Consider the following 18,035-nt stretch of genomic DNA (forward strand, 5'->3'; position numbering starts at 1 on the left):
AACAATAATCTGGCGAGTGTGCCCTGCCGAGCCCATGGATGGGTGATCAAAATCAATGGAAACTTTCCAAGTTATCGATTTTGCAAGGTTGCAAAAATCGCACTTTTCTTCACCGGGCTTGAAAAAAGGCAGAGATGGACTTTTTCAACAACCCGAGAGGACAGCAACGTTCCATCTGGCGGCTGCCGGTGGACCGAACAAAAACAGAGGAGTTTTACATCATGACACAGGAACCCAGGCTGGGAGTCTCCATTAAATATGAAAGCCGAACCATTTTTCGCAATGTCAGACCGGTCACCGAGATCATCGCCGAGTTTGAAGAAAAACAGATCCCCCATGTCCCCATCGATCCGAGCGAGATGAAGTACGGCAACTGGGATATCGTGGTCGCCTTCGAACAGGACGAACTTTGCCAGCAATTCAAGTCCGGGCAGATTACCATGACCGCAGACTGGCTGGCGTCAAGCCAGGGGCAAAAGCTGAAGATCAACCCCCTCAAAGCCTCCAAACGCGCTCACGCCAAAAAGTAACGTTGTACATCCACTAAAAAAAGCCATTGGGAACCGGACAACCAGGCTCTGCCCATCAACAATCGGCAGAGCCTGGTTCGTTTTGGCACTCCCAGGGGTCTCAAAAAAATAACCGGTTCTTTTCCAGGCCTTTTTTCCCTAGTACTTCTCTCACTTAATTCCAGCTTAAAATCCCGCCGCTACCTCTGTGGCGTTCCCGAAATACTTTTTTTCGTCCTTCACAGAGTCTTGTCGAACCTTACAAAACCAATCCTATCCTACTAATTTTATTACCTTATATAAACGCAAAACGAACCTTTCTATATTCTACATATTTTAAATGTATTTTATTATCTAAAAATTACATCTTGACACTAAAGAAATAACCAAAGTATATACCTATCAAAACAATAAACAAAGGAGATCTGTCATGCAAAAAATTGTTCTGAGTCTTTCGCTGCTACTCTTAACCAGCATTCCCGGGCTTGCTTTTGCCGGTCTTGACGACTATTTCGTCAGCACGGATTGGCTGGCCGCCCACCGGGATCAGGTAGTCGTGGTCGATGTTCGGCAAACGCCCCTTTTTCTGCTCGGCCATATCAGCGGCGCCCAGCATGTTCCCAGAGACGAATTTCTGGAGACGCGCAACGGCGTCAAAAGTCTGGTCCCCGGGGTCGCTAAAACCCATGCTCTATTGAGTCGGTTGGGAGCCTCGCCGACCACCCCCGTGGTTGTTTATGCAGAGGATGACAATCCCTATGCCGCGCGCCTGGTCTGGTCACTCCAGTACAACGGTCACAAGAACGCTTACGTCCTGGATGGCGGCTACGACAAATGGAGCGCGGAAAACCGTTCGACCAGCCTGCTGCCGACCCCCGCAGCCACCCCTGTTCCATACCCGGGCAGTGTTGATCCGGGCTACCTGAGTTCACGTGCCGGGGCGGATTATGTCTATACCCGGCTGGAAAATCCCGGGGTGGTGGTCTGGGATACCCGGCGCACCGAAGAATATGTCGGCTCTGAAGTCCGCGCCAACCGGGGTGGACATATTCCCGGGGCGACTCACCTGAACTGGACAAACCTGCAGACCGAGGTCAACGGAATAAAAGTTTTGAAAAAACCGGCAGAGATCATTGCGCTTTTAAACAGCAAAGGGATAACATCTGATAAAGAGATCATCGCCCATTGCCAGACCGGAATCCGTTCATCCTATGCAACCCTGGTTCTGCTTGGATTAGGCTACCAGCGGGTCAGCAACTATGACGGGTCCTGGATCGAATGGGCCAATAACCCGACCCTGCCGATCATCAATGCGCAGGGGAAACTGGAAACCGAGATCCACATCAGCCTTGACCAGACGCGTGAAGCCCAGGTCAATAAAGATCAAGAGGTGACTCAATGAGCTTTGCTTCCCGGCTGAAAAACCGCACCCTGGCTTTTCTGGCAACCCGGTTTCCAGCGGTCGCACAAAAATTTGTCAGCGGTTACTCCCCGCGCGAAAGCGCGGGGGATATCCCCTGGAGCGAGCCGGGGAAACCGTTGAATAGAGCCAAACTGGCCCTGGTCACGACAGCGGGGATTCACCATCGTTACCAGACTCCATTCAACATGCAGGACAGTACAGGCGACCCGAGCTACCGAGTCCTGAACGGAGAGGAGCTATTCCATGACTTCCAGATCACCCATGACTATTACGATCACTCTGACGCACGCAAAGACCCGAACATCATCTTCCCGCTTGAACGGCTCCGCGAACTGGTTAAAGAGGGGGTACTCGGAAGTCTGGCCAGAACACATTATGCCTTCATGGGGCACATCGACGGTGACCATATCGCTACGCTCACCAACCAGACCGCCCGCGAAGTCGCTCGTCAGCTCAAAGAAGACCAGGTCGACCTGGTCCTGCTGACCCCGGCCTGAGGGATCTGCAATCAATCCGTGGGATTGATCCAGAGAGAGATAGAAAAAGTCGGGATTTCGACCATCGGCATCTCGATCGTCCGTGAATATTCTGAAAAGGTCAAACCGCCGCGAACCCTGTTTCTACGCTGGCCCTTCGGGCATCCGCTGGGCGAACCGGGTCACCGGTTACAGCAGAAAACCATTGTCAGGGAGGCCCTTGAGGCCCTGTACCGGATCAAGGAACCCGGCACGATCATTGATCTTCCATACCGTTGGCGACGAGACAAATATAACGAAGAACAGCCGCTGTATGTAGCTGAGCAGAAATAAGCAAGCCCCCGGACATGGAACATGACCCGGGGGCTTGCATTATTGAGCCTGCTAAAGGCCGACATGGTTTTGCAGAAGAATTCTGTTAAACTTAGCAGGCGATTGAAAACCCACCGTCTTCAACAACTTGCCATAGCCCCCTTGAGCAAAGAGGCCCTTATGAAGAGCAACAACAAGGTGCTGCGTTACGGTTTCGCCCTGTTCAGTCTGGCGTCCTCTTTTCTCCTGATCTTTTATGCGGTCAGCATCTATTTTGGCGGAACCGCCTCAGCCTGGCTGCAAATTTTCGCCTATGTCGTCGGCGGCTACGGTCTGCTGAATGTGTACACGCTCAGTTGGGCGTGGCGCAGTAAAAGCAAGGCGGCCAGTCAGGCCAACCTGCTCATAGCAGCCTGCTTCCTGGGGATTTTCATCATGGACACCCTGCGCAGCAATGCCACCAATCCAGTTGGTCTGGTGGTGATCTGCGGCCTGGCCGCGGTACTGGCCAGCAACTGGCTGGCCGTCAACCTGGCCGCTCGACAATAGCTGATTGTTGAAAAAGTCCATCCCTGGCCTTTTTCAAGCTCGCCCGTCCATGGGCTCTCAACGGGCCGTTTTTCAACAGCCTTGATAGAGAGCCAGTCCAAATTCAGACCGCTTTGCTGCGTTTCTCATGGACCTGCCGGTATTGAACAATATCCTCGATAGTGACCAGCGGCATATAGTGCGCATCGGAAAACTTAACCAGTTCGGGCAAGCGGGCCATTTCCCCGTTGGGAAGAGTCACTTCACAGAGGACGCCACAGGGCTGCAAACCGGCCAGGCGCATCAGATCGATGGTCGCTTCAGTATGACCACGCCGCTCCAGAACGCCTCCGGAGCGAGCCCGTAAAGGAAAAACATGGCCGGGACTGTGCAGATCCTGCGGTCTGGCATCGGCGGCGATGGCGGCCTTGACAGTGGTCACCCGATCAGCAGCGGAGACCCCGGTGGTCACCCCCCGGGCAGCTTCGATACTGACGGTAAAGGCCGTGCCGTATTGACTGTTATTTTCCTGGACCATCATCGGCAGTTGCAGCTGTTTGACTTTTTCCTCCGGCAGGCACAGGCAGACGATCCCGCTGCCTTCGCGGATCAGTAAAGCCATCTGCTCTTTGGTGAGGAATTCCGCCGAATAAATGATGTCGCCTTCGTTCTCACGGTCTTCATCATCCGTGACAAGCACGCCGTGACCGTTGCGCAGAGCCGTTAAAGCGCGTTCGACCCGTTGTTCTGAGGTTCCGAAAAGGTAGTGAATGGGCTGATTCATGGCACAATACTCCTGAAAAAAAGAATCATGAATCAGGGCGTTGCGATAGGCAGGAACAATCCGCGGCGAAACCGCATGGCAAGATTGAATTCTGTCGTATCCTCTTTCATCCGGACTCTAACCGTCGGCTCTGGAATCACACCAGATCTGCTGACCCCTTATCCCTTTGATAAAGGCGCTCGCGGGCTTCTCAAGATGAGTCACCGCCGGTGGGGAATTTCACCCCGCCCTGAGAATAGATACGATTACGATATCAACAGCGGCAACATTTTACCAGTCTTTTTATTTTTTAACCCAAGGCGAAGGCGGGCACGCAGAGGCCATCAGAATGAAGAAACGAGTCATCACTCTCTTTCGCTCACATTTACCAATGAATAAAAATATTCAAAATTGAATATTCACCAAAGAAAACGCGCTCGCCCTTCCCCTCCTACTATCCATTAACCATGGATTGTTGAGCGGTTAGCAACCGGAGCGAAAAAATCACGGCTGGCACCTTTATTGCTACTATTGCTATACTAAGCAATCTAAGACAGGCCGCCGCAAGGTTGCCTCGATTTTCGGCAGGGTGCTGGCGAGCATCGCAAAAAAGACCACCACGGCAGCCCCTTTCAAAGCAGCGCAGAAAAGGATACCCCATGAGCGATATCAACCAAACAACGCCTCCGGAACGAAAACCCTCAAGTGAAGGAAACTTTTACCCCGCTGCTGCAGCCGACTGCATCGGACCGGGCATGAACCCGAGGATACAGCGGTTGCGGAAGCTGAGCGTGGAAACGGAGCCGAGCCTCTCCATTGAGCGTGCCCTGCATGAGACCGCCTTTTATAAGGAAAATTACGGCAAGTACTCCATTCCAGTGCTGCGGGCAATGAACTTCCTCGATCACTGTGAAAAGAAAACCCTCTATATCGGTGCCGATGAACTGATCGTCGGCGAACGCGGGCCGGCCCCCAAGGCGGTACCGACTTTCCCGGAACTGACGTGCCATAGTGTTGAAGACTTCCAGGTGCTCAATACCCGCGACCAGCAGCGCTACCATATCAGTCAGGAGGATATCGACTGTTACGCGCGCGAAGTCATCCCCTACTGGCAGGGGCGGACGGTCCGCGAACGGATTTTCGGCCATGTCCCGCAACCCTGGCAGGCCGCCTATGAAGCAGGCCTGTTTACCGAATTCATGGAACAACGGGCACCGGGGCACACGGCCCTGGACGGCAAAATATACCGCTTCGGCATGCTTGACTTTAAAGAGCAGATCGCCACCCGGATTGCCGCCCTCGACTATCTCAACGATCCGGAGGCCACCGACCGTTTCGAAGAGCTCAAAGCCATGGACATCTCCTGCACGGCTTTGATCCGTTTTGCCGAGCGTCACGCCGAACTGGCCGAACAGCTGGCAGCGGCCGAAACGGACCCGCAGCGCGTCGAGGAACTGCGGGAGATTGCGGCGGTCTGTCGCCGGGTTCCGGCCCATGCCCCACAGACCTTTCGTGAGGCCATCCAGATGTACTGGTTCGTCCATCTGGGCACCATTACCGAGCTGAACGGCTGGGACGCCATGAACCCTGGTCACTTCGACCAGCACCTGGCCCCGTTCTATGCCGCAGACCTGGCTGCCGGCCGGCTGACCAGGGATGAAGCCAAAGAACTGCTCTGCTGCTTCTGGATCAAGGTCAATAATCATCCGGCCCCGCCCAAGGTCGGGATCACTGCCCGGGAAAGTGGAACCTACAACGACTTCACCAACATCAACATCGGCGGCATCACCGGCGACGGTAAAGATGGCGTCAGTGAAGTCTCCTATATCATGCTGGAAATCGTTGAAGAACTGCATATCCTGCAGCCGGGCAATGCGGTCCATATCAGCACCAAAACCCCCGACCGATTCCTGCACGCGGCCTGCAAAGTCATTCGTCAGGGGCACGGCTACCCGTCCATTTTCAACCCCGACGTCTATGTCATGGAATTGATGCGTCAGGGCAAATCCCTGCGCGATGCCCGGGAAGGCGGTTGCAGCGGCTGTATCGAGGTCGGTGCCTTCGGCAAAGAAGCCTTTATCCTGACCGGCTACCTCAATGTGCCAAAAATCCTGGAAGTCACCCTCAATAACGGAGTCGACCCTGTCACCGGCAAGCAGGTCGGCATCGCCACCGGCGATCCACGGGAGTTTCAAACCTACCAGGAACTCTATGACGCCTTTGTCAAACAGCTGAACTATATCGTTGACCTCAAGGTCCGGGTGAGCAACTACATCGACCGGATGTTCGGCAAATATGCCCCGGCCCCGCTGCTTTCGGTGGTCATTGACGATTGCATCAGCAAGGGTAAGGATTATTACGACGGCGGCCCGCGCTACAACACCAATTACATCCAGTGCACCGGGCTGGGAACGGTCACTGACAGCTTGGCGACCCTTAAAAAGCATGTTTTCGAAGACGCAACCTTCAGCATGGAGCGAATTCTTGCCGCGGTGGCCAAAAACTTCAGCGGCGAGGAGTTCCTGCGCCAGACCATTGTCAACCGCACCCCCTTCTTCGGTAATGATGACGACTATGCCGACAGCATCGCCCTGCAAGTCTACGCCGATCTGCTGCAGGCCATTGACGGCAAACCGAATGTCAAAGGGGAGACTTTCCATCTCAACATGCTGTCGACCACCTGCCACATCTATTTCGGCAAGGTTATGGGCGCCACCCCCAACGGTCGACTGGCCGGAAAATCCATCAGCGACGGCACGTCTCCCTCCCATGGCGCTGACACCCACGGTCCCTCAGCGGTTATCCGTTCGTTGACCAAACTTGATCAGACCATGTCGGGTGGAACCTTGCTCAATCAGCGCTTTTTACCCAGCCTGCTCAAACGGGATGAGGATATCGTCAAATTGGGTCAGCTGGTCCGCAGTTACTTCAATCTGGGCGGCCACCATATCCAATTCAATATCGTGGATACGGCAACCCTCCATGCGGCCCAGAAGAATCCTGAGGAATACAAGGATCTGTTGGTGCGCATGGCCGGCTACAGTGACTATTTCAACGACATGAACGCCGATCTGCAGCAGGAGATCATCGAGCGGACCGAGAACGAGGCTTTTTAGCTGCTGCCGACAAGTCTTTTGTCGTCGCCCCGGTTGAGCAGGCTCAACCGGGGCGACTCCGCTCTCTCCGTAAAAACACAACAGCACTTACCCCGGAAATAACAGGACATGAACCAGCCTTTGCTTTTTGATATCAAGCGCTACTCCATCAACGATGGACCCGGCATCCGCATCACCATATTTTTCAAAGGCTGCCCGCTGCGCTGTGCCTGGTGCCATAACCCGGAAAGCATCTCCCCCCGAGCGCAGAAATTATTCACCGCCGGCAAATGCATCGGTTGCGGCGAATGCATCAAGGTCTGCCCGCAGCAGGCCTGTGCCCTGACCGCGGCAGGGGTTGTCACCGATCCACAACGCTGCACCCTTTGCGGAGCCTGCGCCGAGATCTGCCCGACCCGGGCGGTTGAACTGTCCGGCTTTTACAAGAGTCTCCCTGAATTACTTGAAATTATTGAAAAAGAACGCCCCTTGTTTGACCAGTCACAAGGCGGGGTCACCTGCTCCGGCGGCGAACCCTTGCTCTACCCCGACTACCTGATCCCGCTCCTTGACAGCTGCGGTGAACGGGCCATTCACCGGGCTGTCGACACCTGCGGCCATGTGCCGACAGAAACCCTGCTGACCGTGGCCGAACGGACCGACCTGTTTCTCTATGACCTGAAACTGATCGACTCGGACCGTCATCGGCAGTTTACCGGGGTCGGCAACGAAAGAATCCTCGGCAACCTGACCGTCCTGGCGGCAACCGGTGCCCGGATCGATATCCGAATCCCGCTCATTAAAGGGGTCAATGCGGATCAGGCCAATCTGTCCCAAACCGCCAAGTTCATCTCCACCCTGGAGGGAAAACCCAAAACCGTCAGCCTGCTCCCCTACCACGCGATAGCTGCTCATAAATACAAAAAACTTGGCGGGGTTTATCAGGATGAAGGGCTGGCAGAGCCGAATCAGGACGACATCTCCAGGGCCATCGCCTGTTTCGATGCGTGCGGCGTGACCGCCCGGGTTGGCGGCTGAGGAGCAGTCTTACAAAGGAGGGAAAAGGTGCAAAAATGCGCCCTGCCACCTGCTCAGCTTTGAGCAGTGACCTCTTCCGGAGCCCAGGAAAAATATTTCACTTCCTGGGCTGTCATGGCAAGGAGGATTTCATCGACCGTTTCCTGCAACTCGCCCCCCATCCTCCTGAAATCATCCTCACGTTCCGGACCGGCTTTGGACAGCAAGGCAAAGTAGATGGGTTTGAAACGATCTTGCAGGCAGAGAGGCTTATACCAGCTGTCTTCAAACAGCCGCAAAGCTGGCCCGACCTGGCCGGCGGCGGCCAAACACAACAGGACTCCGCTGAATAATCCCGCATCACGCTCTAGATCAAGCAGCGGAACAACCCGGTCAAGCGCATTCAAAGCCTCTTCATGCCGCCCGCCCCAGAGCAGGACTCGCACCAGGTGCAGTTGGGTCAGAGAATCCTGCTGCAGCTCCTTCAGCTCGGCAACCCGACAACTGAGGTCAAGGCACCTGGAATATTTTTCGGCCTGCTCAAAATAGAGCAGGGATAAATTCAGCATCGCTCCGGTGTGCCCTTTTTCAATAGCCAGCAGGTAATAGCGTTCAGCATTTTCAAAACGCTTGAGCCGTTCCTCATAAAGCAGCGCCAAGTTGAACATGGCATCGGAATGGTCATGTTTGATCGCCATCAAATAATATTTTTCAGCCTCTTCATAACGCCCATAGTATTCTTCATAAAGCAGGGCGAGATTGAACATGGCATCAAGACAACCGTATTTTATGGCTTGCAGATAATATTTTTCAGCCTCCTCATGACGCCCCAGGCATTGTTGATACAAGACCGCCAGGTTGAACATTGCTCCGACATGATGATGTTGGATGGCCAGCAAATAATACTTTTCGGCATCCTCATAACGGTCAAAGTGGCGGCGATATAACAGCCCCAAATTGTTCATGGCGCTGGCCTGTCCCAAAGCAATAGCCTGCAGATAATAGCGTTCGGCCTCTTCATAGCGTTCGAAATGCTGTTGATAAAGCAAAGCGAGATTGTTCATGGCTCCCGAGTCATTCACCGCGACGGCCTGCAAATAGAACTTCTCTGCTTTTTCGAAGGCTTCATAGTGACGCTGGTAGAGCAACGCCAAGTTGGCCATGGCCGCGCCGTGCCCTTGCCCGGCAGCCAGAAGATAATAGGTTTCAGCGTCATCGAAACGCTGCAGGTGCTCCTCGTACAGCAGAGCGAGATTGAACATGGCCGCGATATGCCCTTTTTCAACAGCCTGCAGGTAAAAATGTTCAGCATCCTGATAACGCTGAAAGTGCTCTTCATAGAGCAGGGCAAGGTTGAACATGGCATCCATATGCCCCCGTTCAATGGCCAGCAAATAGTAGCTTTCCGAATCCTCGCAGCGCTGAAAATGACGTCGATACAATAATGCCAAGTTATTCATGGCGCCGACATGACCATGCTCCACCGCCATCAGGAAGTAGCGTTCGGCATCGGCATATCGCTCTAACTTTTTGCGATAAAGCAGTGCCAGGTTGTTCATGGCACCGACGTGGCCTTTGTCAACAGCCAGCAGATAATAACGTTCGGCATCCTGATACCGTTCAAACTGTTCTTCATAATGCAGAGCAAGATCAAACAGGGCCGCGGGTTTGCCTTTTGCGGCCTTCTTCAGCAGACTCTTTTCCTTTTTCAGGGCGGCTTCCTGCAGGGGGGAATCACTGACAACATCTTCGAAACGTCTCTCTGAAGAGGAACTTTCGTGACCTTCAATCTGCCGGGTTGCCTTGATCAGCCGATCTTCTTGTTCGCCGGATAATCCAGCCGATATCAATGCGTCAGTCAACAGCCGAGCATGCTGAGGTTTCAGGCTTCCTTCCTGAATGGCTTGCAGATGGCGTTCGGCTTGATGGAACAGCTCATCACGGCTACACCAGGTCTGTAAAAAACGAACCAACCAAAGCGTCCGGCGCCGATCACTGGGGCGGCCGTTATGCATCATGTACCAGATATTGAAAAACCGCTCTTCAAGACGATACAGGTTATTCGTCCCGGAGGTCTGTTCCTGGTGAATGATCCGGCCCTTTATCAATTGTTTGAGATGAATCAAGACCTGATTACGCGGCATGCGACAAGCGCGGCCAATTTCATCGGCATCGACAGCGTCCCAGGCCAGAGCAACGGTGTCAACGATCTCCTGCTGCTGAACGGAAAGATCATCCATCTGATGTTTATAGAGGGGAGTCACCCGGTCGAGGAGGTTTTCCAGATCGTGCAACGCATCACCGCTTTTACCCAGCAGGATCTCGAACAGCAGCAGGATGGTTCGCGGAACCCCGGAGGTCAACCTGCGCAGGGCCTCAATCCTGCCGGGATTTTCCTCAAGAATTTTCCTCATTTTCTCTTGCTGCTGATCATCTCCCAAATGTCCCAGCAAAGTACGGGTTTCTTCAGCATCCAGACCGGTCAGTTGGATGACCTTGAAAAACCGGTGGAAGGGTGTTCCCTGATCAAAATGTTTTTCCATCAGGGCTGAAGATGCACCAATAATACGAATTCGGCTGGTGGAGACAAGAATGTCCCGGAGCCGCAGCTGCTCATGAGTTCTCAACTTGGAAATCAACTCCCCAATGTTGTCGATAAGCAGCAGCAAACAGACATTCTTTTTTTGCAGTTCCTTTTCGATAATCAGGTGGCAGTCATTTTCGTAATAAGGATTCTCGGATTCTTCGGCGAATCTTGCTGGCAATTTTTCGAAGCCGAGGAACGAGCTCAACAGTTCCGCAGTGTATTCCCAAAACTTATAGAGCCGGCCGATCCGGTACAACTCTTCATTGAACAACAGCGGGAGGAGCCAGTCCTGTGTTTGCTGATTATCGCGAATTTTGAGATAGGCCATCCGCAGCAAGCTGGACTTTCCCTGCCCGCGTTGCCCTTGGATGATGACATGTCGAGGAGTCTGACGATGACCGGTCGCAACCGCTTCTGAAACCAGGCTCTCGAGAAGCTCATTGCGGACTGAAAATCTGGCGCAGAATTCCTCTTCAGACATTTCCTGCGGGGTGTAAAGCGCACTGATGGGTCGGGACATGATTCATTTCTCAACGCAGTATTTGCCAGAACGTCTGCCAACCGGAATGCCCCCTGGCGAGAATCAAACATTCCGGCGATATCACGATAGCAACGATATGTGTCATTCGTATGACTGCCAGGACCAAAAAAATTCCTTCTTTTCCAGACAGTCATTCGCTAAATAGTTTTCATCCGGAAACGGCCCTTTTCCGCTGTGGCGGTGTCAATCTGCGGGTTTTCTTGTGCGGCGTAAAGGACTACGCCTCCGCGCATCCCCTTGATGTCCTTGCCACAACGAAAAATTGCTCGTTTCCAATCTGACAACTAAATACGCAATATCAATTGCTATCAGAATTCTAACCCCAGAAAATCTTAGAACAAACTAACCGAATGCATCGTCATCGTCAATCCTAAATCAGCCAACTCGACAAAGAATAAAGAACCGTGGAAGCAATGGAAAAGTGCTGTCAATCGACACTCCGTTTATGGTATAGGCAGAACCTCTACCAAGGTCTGAGCTGGACGCGGTGAGCGCCTTTCTGCGGCGGCTGATCCCAGCCAAGAGCCCCTTCTTCAAATAAACGTGAACCATGAAAAATTTATCGCCTCGACTTTCGTATGTGCAGATTCTGCGCTTCTGGTTTCCCCTTGCCACAACCTGGCTGATGATGTCGGTCGAGGGACCTTTCATTGCCGCAATTATCGCCCGTTTGGGTGCGGAACAGCAGAACCTGGCGGCCTACGGGGTAGCCTATGCCTTTGCCATGGTCGCCGAATCACCAGTGATCATGCTGATGAGTGCTAGTACCGCCCTCTGTCGCAGCCGGGACAGCTATCTGCGCCTGCGCACGTTTTCCTTCTGGCTGAGCCTGAGCGTGACCCTGCTGTTTGGGCTGGGCCTGTTACCACCGCTGTATCATCCGGTTATCGAGGGTCTGTTCGGCATGCCGGCCGATATTTCCAAATTAATTCACAGCGCTCTGCTCTGCCTGCTGCCCTGGCCCGGCGCCATCGGCTTGCGCCGTTTTTACCAGGGCGTGCTGATTGCAGCCCATAAAACCCGCCGGGTTGCCGCGGCGACCGTGTTTCGCCTGCTCTTCATGTCCGGCAGTGCGCTGTGCTGCTTTTTCTTCAGTTCTCTGCCCGGTGCCACCATCGGAGCCCTGTCCCTGGCGGCGGGGGTCACTGCAGAAGCGCTGCTGACCAGGTTTCTGGCTCGCCATGCCGTCGCCGAGTTGCTGAATAAAGCTCCCGGCCCGGCAGAACAACCGCTCAGCTATCGAGCTATCGGCCACTACTATCTGCCCCTGGCGATGACCCCTTTTATCGGGCTGTCGATTCATCCGATGGTCACCTTCTTTCTGGGGAAAAGCCCAGCGGCGGTCGAGTCCCTTGCGGTCATGCCGGTGATTTACGGGCTGACTTTCATTTTTCGCGCCTTTGGCCTTTCCTACCAGGAAGTTGCCATCGCTTTGCTCGGCGAAAATCGAGCCAACTATCAACGGGTTCGCAACTTTGCCGTCGGCCTAGGCCTGTTCACCTCCGGCGGCCTGAGCCTCATCGCCTTTACCCCGCTGCACTATACCTGGTTCCACGCGGTTTCCGGGCTCAGTGATGCGCTCAGTGCTTTTGCGGTTCTGCCCCTTCAGCTGACGGCAATTTTCCCGGCCCTGACCGTACTCATCTCGTTTCAACGCTCAATCCTGATCGTCGCTCAGCATACCCGACCGATTTCTCTGGCAACGACCCTGGAAGCCGCTGGAATTTTCGCCCTCCTGCTGATCTCGGTGGTATACTTTGCGCTACCGGGTGCAGTCGCCGCGGCGGCGGCCTATGTCTGCGGTCGTCTGGCGGCTATTTTCATGCTGCAACGGCCGTTTGCCGGGCACCTCAAGCAGCTTCTCCAGCAAGGGAGTTCCCCGTTTTGAAACTGCTTCAAGCCACTCCTTCCAAATCGACCGGCGCCTGGTTCGTACTCGGTGCAGCTTTACTCTGGGGGACAACCGGAACCGCCCAGGCGTTCGCCCCGCCAGGTTTCGACTCCAGAGTGATCGGCGCGTTACGGCTGCTGATCGGCGGACTGGCGTTGCTGTTTCTGGCGGTCAGGCATAAGGAATTGGGCAGAATCCGTGACTGGCCGTTCTGGCCAACCCTGCTGGCCTCGGTACTCACCGCCAGCTACCAGCTGTGTTTTTTTTCCGCTGTGGCCAGAACCGGGGTTGCCGTCGGCACCATCGTCGGTATCGGCAGCGCACCGGTGGCCGGCGGTTTGCTCGGTTTGATTTTTCGCGGCGAACGCCCCAGCAGGCGCTGGTTCAGCGCCACCGTCCTGGCCATCGGCGGCTGTGTATTGTTAAGTCTCAGCGGCGGAGATATCTCCGTCGACCTGTTCGGAATCACCCTGGCCTTCGGCGCCGGAGCATCCTACGCCGCGTACACTCTGATCATTAAGGGCATCCTTGAGCAGCATTCTCCCAACGCCGTCGTTGCGGTGGTGACCTGTGGTGGGGCTATTTTCCTGCTCCCCGCGCTGTTGCATATGGATCTGGACTGGCTCCTTCAACCCCGGGCAATGGCGGTCGCACTGCACCTGGGGTTGGCCTCCATGGCGCTGTCTTATTGGCTGTTCGCCCGCGGCCTGCAGACGGTCCAGGTCGCCACAGCGACCACCTTGACCTTGGCCGAACCGATGACCGCAGGAATCCTGGGCATTCTGGTTCTCAAGGAACAGGTGGACACCGTGGCAATCTGCGGGATTGTCCTGATCTTTACCGGCTTGGTCTCCCTGGTTGTCAAACGACGCCGGGAGATTATCTCCGAGGAGCGTCCATGAATCAGCAGCGCAAAGCCATTCTTTATGCTCTTACCGCAGTCTTGCTCTGGTCCACGGTAGCAACGGCCTTCAAATTGGCATTGCGGTTTCTGACTCCCATTGAACTGCTGCTTTATTCGGGATCTTTTTCCACCCTTCTGCTCGGAGCGATTCTGCTCAAACAGGGAAAGTTCATGGAGGCCTTTCACTGCAGCGCCAGAGAGTACTTGCTGTCCATTTTCCTGGGGATTCTCAGTCCTTTTCTTTACTACCTGGTCCTGTTCAAAGCATACGCGCTGCTCCCCGCCCAACAAGCGCAACCCCTCAACTACACCTGGGCGATCACCCTTTCGTTACTGGCGGTTCCCCTGCTTAAACAGAAAATCCGCTGGCCCCAGTGGCTGGCGCTGGTGATCAGCTATTGCGGAGTGGTGGTCATTTCCACCGAAGGCCACCCTCTCAGTCTGCACTTTACCGACCCGTTCGGAGTCGCCCTCGCCCTGTTCAGCACCATCATCTGGGCCCTGTACTGGATCTTCAGCACCCGTGATCGACGCGATCCGATCGTCGGCCTGTTCGTCAATTTTCTGGCCAGCTTCCCGTTTGTGCTCGGCTGTTACCTGCTCACCACCGAGTTGCGGATCCCTGATTATCATGGTCTGCTGGGAGCTGCCTATGTCGGCACCTTTGAAATGGGAGCCTGTTTTGTGTTCTGGCTTATGGCCATGAAACTGACCGACAATACGGCCAAAATCAGCAATCTGATTTTCCTGTCACCGTTTCTCTCTTTGCTGTTCATTCATTTTCTGGTCGGCGAAGAAATCCTTGCCTCAACCTTCATCGGCCTGATCCTGATTGTTGTCGGGCTGCTCTGCCAACGGATCCGTTCCTGACCCTTTGTCGCTTCCCTGCCCAAAAAGATTAGGTTGGTTTTTCAGCTGATAAATGTTAAATAGCACCTTTAAAAACAATAAGTTATTAAGGGACAGGGAATGTCTGAAATGAAAAGTACCGTCACGGACCCCTTACGGGAAATTGTCGAGCTGAAGAAAAAAAATCAGCAACTTGAAGAATCTCTACGTATCCTCAGCAGCACCAGCTCCCGTTATCAGGTACTGGTTGAAAATGCCGCAGACGCAATTTTTCTGGGCAATCCGCAAGGGAATATTATCGAGGCCAACCGGAGTGCTTTTAAACTTTGCGGATACAGCAAGGACGAGCTGATCGGGATGAACATCGGAGAACTTTTCTCCGTCACAGAAAAGGAGCGCGTCCCTCTTCGCTTTGACCTGCTCAGGGCAGGACAGACGGTCCTTGCCGAACGCCTGCTGACCCGGAAGAACAGAACCACGGTGGCCATTCAGATGAACAGCAGCATCCTCCCGGATGGCACGTTCCACTCTGTCATGCGGGATATTAGCGAGCGCAAAAAGATAGAAGATGCCCTCCGGCTATCAGAGGAAAAATTTTCCCGCGCATTCAAACTAAGCCCTGACGCTATCAACATCAACCGCCTTGATGATGGGGTCTATCTTGAGATCAACCAAGGCTTTACCAACATTACAGGATGGACCGAAGAGGAAGTCATCGGCAAAAGCTCCCTCTCTCCAGAGCTGAATATCTGGTATCACAAAAAAGATCGCGACGCCCTGGTTGAACTGTTGCGACGCGATGGCGAGGTCAGTGGCTTTATCGCCAAGTTCCAGACCAGGCATGGACGTATTATTTACGGGATGATGTCCGCTCGGGTTATTGACCTCAATGGTGAACTCTGCCTGCTGAACATAACCCGGGATATCACCGAACAGATTGAAGCTCAAAACAAGCAAAGAAAACTTGAAGAACAAATGCTGCAGGCCCAAAAGCTGGAAAGTCTGGGCGTTTTGGCAGGGGGAATTGCCCACGACTTCAATAATATCCTGATGGCTGTCATTGGTCACTGTGAACTAGCCCAAAGGCGGATTGCCAATGAATCTCCGGCTAGACCGAATCTGGAACAGATCAAATCAGCCGCGGCCAAGGCCGCAGATCTTGCCAACCAGATGCTCGCCTATTCGGGCAAAGGGAAATTCATCGTCGAGCCCCTCAATCTCAATGTATTGATTATTGAGATGAAGCAGATTCTGGGAGTCTCCATCAGTAAAAAAGCCGCCATTAGTTTTGACTTGTTTGATGCGCTGCCAACCATTGAAGCCGATGCCACTCAGATGCGGCAAATTATCATGAACCTGGTCATCAACGCTTCTGAAGCTCTAGGTCAAAAAAACGGCGTCATCTCAATCACCACAGGAACCCAATTCTGTAATAAAAATTACCTGAGTGAAACCTGGCTGGATGAGGATCTACCCACCGGACATTACGTCTTCATGGAAATTGCAGATAACGGCTGCGGCATTCCCAAAAACAATATAAGCCGGATTTTCGAACCATTTTACAGCACCAAATTTTCAGGCCGAGGCCTCGGCATGGCAGCAGTTCTCGGGATTGTTCGCGGCCATAACGGGGCGATAAAAGTTTATAGCGAACCACAGATGGGCAGCACTTTCAAAGTCCTGTTTCCAGCTTCGACACTGGTGGCTGAGCGGATTGAAGCAGTTGATCAACCGGTCGAGTTTAAAGCCACCGGTCAGGTTCTGCTGGTTGATGATGAGGAAAGCTTGCGCAGTATCGGCAAAGCTATGCTTGAAGAACTGGGGTTCAAAGTTTTAACTGCCGCTGACGGATTTGAAGCGCTCGCTTTTTACCAGCAGCACCGGCAGGAAATCAGTTTTGTCCTGATGGATCTGACCATGCCCCACATGGACGGAGAAGAGGCCTTCCGCGAATTGAGGCGCATCGATCCAGAGGTTCAGGTCATTATCTGCAGTGGCTACAATGAAATTGATGTCACGCAACGTTTTGCCGGCAAAGGCTTAGCCGGGTTTCTTAAAAAACCCTATCAACTCCAGGAATTGCAGAAAGCCATCGGCAAGATAACCAACTCTCTGCCCTTACGCCAGGCCGAAGCTCCACAGCAGCCCGACAACCACCAGAACTGACGGCAACAAATTACCGACCGGCAGTCTCTTGAAACCGAGCAGATCACAGGCAATGGCAACAATCAGCAACCCCCCGACCGCATTCATTTCAGAGATAACCGGTTCCGTCAACACCGCACTGGCCAGATCAGCCACCAGCGTGATCCCCCCCTGATAGAGCAGCAGAGGGATCACCGAAAATATCACCCCGATGCCCAGGGTTGAGGTCAGAGCGATGGCCGCAACCCCGTCAAGGGCGGCCTTGGCATAAAGAATGGTCGGACGATCGCCCAGTCCGTCCTGCAGCGCACCCATGATCGCCATGGCGCCAACACAGAACAGCAGGCTGGCGGTGACAAAGCCTTCCGCGATTCCGCCCGATCCGGAAAATTTCGCTTGCAGTTTCTGGCCAAACCGTTCCAGGCGAGCTTCTATCCCGATCAGTTCTCCCAGCAAACCACCAAAAATCAGGCTGCCGATAACCACCATCAGTTGCTGACTTTGCAAGGCCAGTTGTAAACCAATCAGTAAAACAGCCAGCCCAAGCCCGGCCATCATCGTTTGGCGCAAGCGCGGAGACAGAAACCGGCCGGCCCAGCGACCAAGCAGGCTGCCGACCACAACGGCCCCGACATTGACCAAAGTTCCCTGTAAAATCATGAGAGTGTACCTGTAAAAGAGGAAGAAACCGCTGCACTGTAGCGCCACAGGAGCACAGATTTCAAGCCCGATCGACAGGGGGCAGGACTTTTCAGCATGGTCGCTTCCAGCAGCAAGGCATGTAAGCTAAGATGTAAAGTGAGCCCGGGACGGCCTTTAACCGGCAGAGATGAACAAGAAGCAATGTCGCCGCTCAGTTCCAGCGGAGCATTCAGCCGGCAATCGAGCTGACCGCTAAGCGGCGGTCCGGCACATATATGCACTAATGTCAGATATTCAGAGGATGGAGTAAAGACCGGGGGAAGGGCCCTGAGCTAAAAAGCCCGCGGCAAGTC

Annotated in this window: 14 protein-coding genes and 1 riboswitch; of the genes, 11 read left to right on the forward strand and 3 right to left on the reverse strand. The window is 53.8% G+C overall.

Annotated elements, in window-relative coordinates; all coding sequences use genetic code 11:
• Positions 1-221: 221 nt before the first annotated feature.
• The 5 genes from N909_RS0105400 to N909_RS0105420 all read left to right on the forward strand — a co-directional run bounded on the left by N909_RS0105400 (position 222) and on the right by N909_RS0105420 (position 3,269).
• Positions 222-530 carry a hypothetical protein gene (locus N909_RS0105400; RefSeq protein ID WP_155005873.1) on the forward strand — a complete coding sequence of 103 codons (309 nt, stop codon included), beginning with the start codon at positions 222-224 and terminating at the stop codon, positions 528-530.
• A gap of 409 nt (positions 531-939) precedes the next feature.
• Positions 940-1,911: a sulfurtransferase gene (locus N909_RS24430; RefSeq protein ID WP_051689547.1), complete on the forward strand. Its 972-nt coding sequence runs from the start codon at positions 940-942 to the stop codon at positions 1,909-1,911.
• On the forward strand, positions 1,908-2,429 hold the full coding sequence (locus N909_RS0105410; protein ID WP_029912492.1) for a glycine/sarcosine/betaine reductase selenoprotein B family protein: 522 nt from the start codon (positions 1,908-1,910) through the stop codon (positions 2,427-2,429). The genes N909_RS24430 and N909_RS0105410 overlap by 4 nt, the downstream gene beginning before the upstream one ends.
• An 18-nt stretch (positions 2,430-2,447) precedes the next feature.
• Entirely contained in the window at positions 2,448-2,741 is a 294-nt protein-coding gene (locus tag N909_RS0105415) for a proline reductase (protein ID WP_029912495.1), read from the forward strand.
• A 159-nt stretch (positions 2,742-2,900) separates the two neighbouring features.
• Positions 2,901-3,269, forward strand: a complete 369-nt coding sequence (locus tag N909_RS0105420; protein WP_029912497.1) for a hypothetical protein — start codon at positions 2,901-2,903, stop codon at positions 3,267-3,269.
• Between the two features lie 103 nt (positions 3,270-3,372).
• On the opposite strand, the gene ribB is transcribed toward N909_RS0105420, so the two are convergent.
• Positions 3,373-4,032, reverse strand: coding sequence for a 3,4-dihydroxy-2-butanone-4-phosphate synthase (ribB, locus tag N909_RS0105425; RefSeq protein WP_029912513.1), 660 nt, complete (start codon positions 4,030-4,032; stop codon positions 3,373-3,375).
• 94 nt (positions 4,033-4,126) lie between these two features.
• Positions 4,127-4,273: riboswitch (FMN riboswitch) on the reverse strand.
• 493 nt (positions 4,274-4,766) lie between these two features.
• Here ribB and hypD point away from each other — a divergent pair.
• Positions 4,767-7,127 (forward strand): trans-4-hydroxy-L-proline dehydratase, encoded by a 2,361-nt coding sequence (gene hypD, locus N909_RS0105430; protein WP_029912516.1) that lies wholly within the window; start codon positions 4,767-4,769, stop codon positions 7,125-7,127.
• Positions 7,128-7,235: 108 nt separating this feature from the next.
• Positions 7,236-8,144 carry a glycyl-radical enzyme activating protein gene (locus tag N909_RS0105435; RefSeq protein WP_029912519.1) on the forward strand — a complete coding sequence of 303 codons (909 nt, stop codon included), beginning with the start codon at positions 7,236-7,238 and terminating at the stop codon, positions 8,142-8,144.
• Between the two features lie 53 nt (positions 8,145-8,197).
• Here the strand turns inward: N909_RS0105435 and N909_RS24435 are convergent, their stop codons facing one another.
• Positions 8,198-11,230: a tetratricopeptide repeat protein gene (locus N909_RS24435; RefSeq protein WP_084167492.1), complete on the reverse strand. Its 3,033-nt coding sequence runs from the start codon at positions 11,228-11,230 to the stop codon at positions 8,198-8,200.
• A 571-nt stretch (positions 11,231-11,801) separates the two neighbouring features.
• Between N909_RS24435 and N909_RS0105450 the strand changes: the two genes are divergently transcribed.
• The 4 genes from N909_RS0105450 (at position 11,802) to N909_RS23650 (ending at position 17,061) form a co-directional block, all read left to right on the forward strand.
• A complete protein-coding gene (locus tag N909_RS0105450; protein ID WP_029912523.1) occupies positions 11,802-13,139 on the forward strand; it encodes a hypothetical protein in 1,338 nt (445 codons plus the stop codon).
• Positions 13,136-14,044 carry a DMT family transporter gene (locus N909_RS0105455; RefSeq protein ID WP_245613575.1) on the forward strand — a complete coding sequence of 303 codons (909 nt, stop codon included), beginning with the start codon at positions 13,136-13,138 and terminating at the stop codon, positions 14,042-14,044. Before N909_RS0105450 ends, N909_RS0105455 begins: the two co-directional genes overlap by 4 nt.
• Positions 14,041-14,916, forward strand: coding sequence for a DMT family transporter (locus tag N909_RS0105460; RefSeq protein WP_029912529.1), 876 nt, complete (start codon positions 14,041-14,043; stop codon positions 14,914-14,916). Before N909_RS0105455 ends, N909_RS0105460 begins: the two co-directional genes overlap by 4 nt.
• A 99-nt stretch (positions 14,917-15,015) precedes the next feature.
• On the forward strand, positions 15,016-17,061 hold the full coding sequence (locus tag N909_RS23650) for a PAS domain-containing hybrid sensor histidine kinase/response regulator (protein ID WP_051689549.1): 2,046 nt from the start codon (positions 15,016-15,018) through the stop codon (positions 17,059-17,061).
• On the opposite strand, the gene N909_RS0105470 is transcribed toward N909_RS23650, so the two are convergent.
• Positions 17,014-17,700, reverse strand: a complete 687-nt coding sequence (locus N909_RS0105470) for a DUF554 domain-containing protein (protein ID WP_029912536.1) — start codon at positions 17,698-17,700, stop codon at positions 17,014-17,016. The genes N909_RS23650 and N909_RS0105470 overlap by 48 nt on opposite strands.
• Positions 17,701-18,035 lie beyond the last annotated feature (335 nt).

Origin of the sequence: Pelobacter seleniigenes DSM 18267 (assembly GCF_000711225.1) — a bacterium.
GTDB lineage: Bacteria > Desulfobacterota > Desulfuromonadia > Desulfuromonadales > Geopsychrobacteraceae > Seleniibacterium > Seleniibacterium seleniigenes.

What these genes read in the sequence shown, in the direction of transcription:
- N909_RS0105400 (WP_155005873.1), top strand. Translation starts at nt 222, where the DNA reads ATGACACAGGAACCCAGGCTGGGAGTCTCCATTAAATATGAAAGCCGA.
- N909_RS24430 (WP_051689547.1), top strand. Translation starts at nt 940, where the DNA reads ATGCAAAAAATTGTTCTGAGTCTTTCGCTGCTACTCTTAACCAGCATT.
- N909_RS0105410 (WP_029912492.1), top strand. Translation starts at nt 1,908, where the DNA reads ATGAGCTTTGCTTCCCGGCTGAAAAACCGCACCCTGGCTTTTCTGGCA.
- N909_RS0105420 (WP_029912497.1), top strand. Translation starts at nt 2,901, where the DNA reads ATGAAGAGCAACAACAAGGTGCTGCGTTACGGTTTCGCCCTGTTCAGT.
- ribB (WP_029912513.1), bottom strand. Translation starts at nt 4,032, where the DNA reads ATGAATCAGCCCATTCACTACCTTTTCGGAACCTCAGAACAACGGGTC.
- hypD (WP_029912516.1), top strand. Translation starts at nt 4,767, where the DNA reads ATGAACCCGAGGATACAGCGGTTGCGGAAGCTGAGCGTGGAAACGGAG.
- N909_RS0105435 (WP_029912519.1), top strand. Translation starts at nt 7,236, where the DNA reads ATGAACCAGCCTTTGCTTTTTGATATCAAGCGCTACTCCATCAACGAT.
- N909_RS24435 (WP_084167492.1), bottom strand. Translation starts at nt 11,230, where the DNA reads ATGTCCCGACCCATCAGTGCGCTTTACACCCCGCAGGAAATGTCTGAA.
- N909_RS0105450 (WP_029912523.1), top strand. Translation starts at nt 11,802, where the DNA reads ATGAAAAATTTATCGCCTCGACTTTCGTATGTGCAGATTCTGCGCTTC.
- N909_RS0105460 (WP_029912529.1), top strand. Translation starts at nt 14,041, where the DNA reads ATGAATCAGCAGCGCAAAGCCATTCTTTATGCTCTTACCGCAGTCTTG.
- N909_RS23650 (WP_051689549.1), top strand. Translation starts at nt 15,016, where the DNA reads ATGTCTGAAATGAAAAGTACCGTCACGGACCCCTTACGGGAAATTGTC.
- N909_RS0105470 (WP_029912536.1), bottom strand. Translation starts at nt 17,700, where the DNA reads ATGATTTTACAGGGAACTTTGGTCAATGTCGGGGCCGTTGTGGTCGGC.